The sequence below is a fragment of the Actinomadura bangladeshensis genome, assembly GCF_004348335.1.
In the GTDB taxonomy this organism is placed as follows: domain Bacteria; phylum Actinomycetota; class Actinomycetes; order Streptosporangiales; family Streptosporangiaceae; genus Spirillospora; species Spirillospora bangladeshensis.
The window spans coordinates 1-1,155 of sequence record NZ_SMJW01000555.1 but is presented as its reverse complement, the minus strand read 5'-3'; the positions used below and the strand labels follow the sequence as shown (position 1 = coordinate 1,155).

Here is a 1,155-nt window from a genome sequence, read left to right as displayed (position 1 = left end):
CGTATGCGCCGTCCGAGGAGCATGAGCTGCTGCGGCGCACGGTGCGTGAGCTGGCCGAGGCCAAGATCGCTCCTTTCGCGGCGGAGGTGGACGAGGAGTCCCGGTTCCCGCAGGAGGCCCTGGACGCGCTGGTCGCGGCGGATCTGCATGCGGTGCACGTGCCCGAATCGTACGGGGGCGCGGGAGCGGATGCGCTCGCCACGGTGATCGTGATCGAGGAGGTCGCGCGGGCGTGCGGGTCGTCGTCGCTGATCCCGGCGGTGAACAAGCTGGGCACGGTGCCGGTGCTGCTGGCGGGCGGGGAGGAGCTCAAGAAGAGGTATCTGGCGCCGGTCGCGCGGGGGGAGGCGATGTTCTCCTACGCGCTGTCGGAGGCCGATGCGGGTTCGGACGCGGCCGGGATGAAGACGCGTGCGGTGCGGGACGGTGAGCACTGGGTGCTCAACGGCGCGAAGATGTGGATCACCAACGCGGGGGTGTCGGAGTACTACACGGTGATGGCGGTCACCGACCCCTCGGCCGGTGCGCGGGGGATCTCGGCGTTCGTGGTGGAGAAGTCCGACCCGGGGGTGTCGTTCGGGGCCAAGGAGCGCAAGCTGGGGATCAAGGGTTCTCCGACCCGGCAGGTGATCTTCGAGGACACCCGTATCCCGGCCGATCGGATCATCGGGGCGGAGGGGACGGGGTTCAAGACGGCGCTGGCGACGCTGGACCACACCCGCATCACCATCGCGGCGCAGGCGCTGGGCATTGCTCAGGGGGCGCTGGACTTCGCGCTCGGGTATGTCAAGGAGCGCAGGCAGTTCGGCAGGCCGATCGCCGATTTCCAGGGTGTGCAGTTCATGCTGGCCGACATGGCGATGCGGCTGGAGGGTGCGCGGCAGCTGACCTACCACGCGGCGATCAAGTCCGAGCGGGCGATGAGCGGTGAGAAGGTCGCGGATCTGACGTTCGTGTCCTCGGCGTGCAAGGCGCTGGCCTCGGATGTGGCGATGGACGTCACCACCGACGCGGTGCAGCTTCTGGGCGGTTATGGGTACACGCGGGAGTTCCCGGTGGAGCGGATGATGCGCGACGCCAAGATCACCCAGATCTACGAGGGCACCAACCAGATCCAGCGCATGGTCATGGCCCGCCAGCTCCTCAAGTAGCCGG

1 protein-coding gene is annotated in these 1,155 nt (G+C 68.5%); it reads left to right on the top strand.

Annotated features, from left to right (window positions below; genetic code table 11):
* Window positions 1–1,151, top strand: a 1,151-nt coding sequence (locus E1284_RS40805) for an acyl-CoA dehydrogenase family protein (RefSeq protein ID WP_207924258.1), incomplete at its 5' end; no start/stop codon positions are given.
* Window positions 1,152–1,155 lie beyond the last annotated feature (4 nt).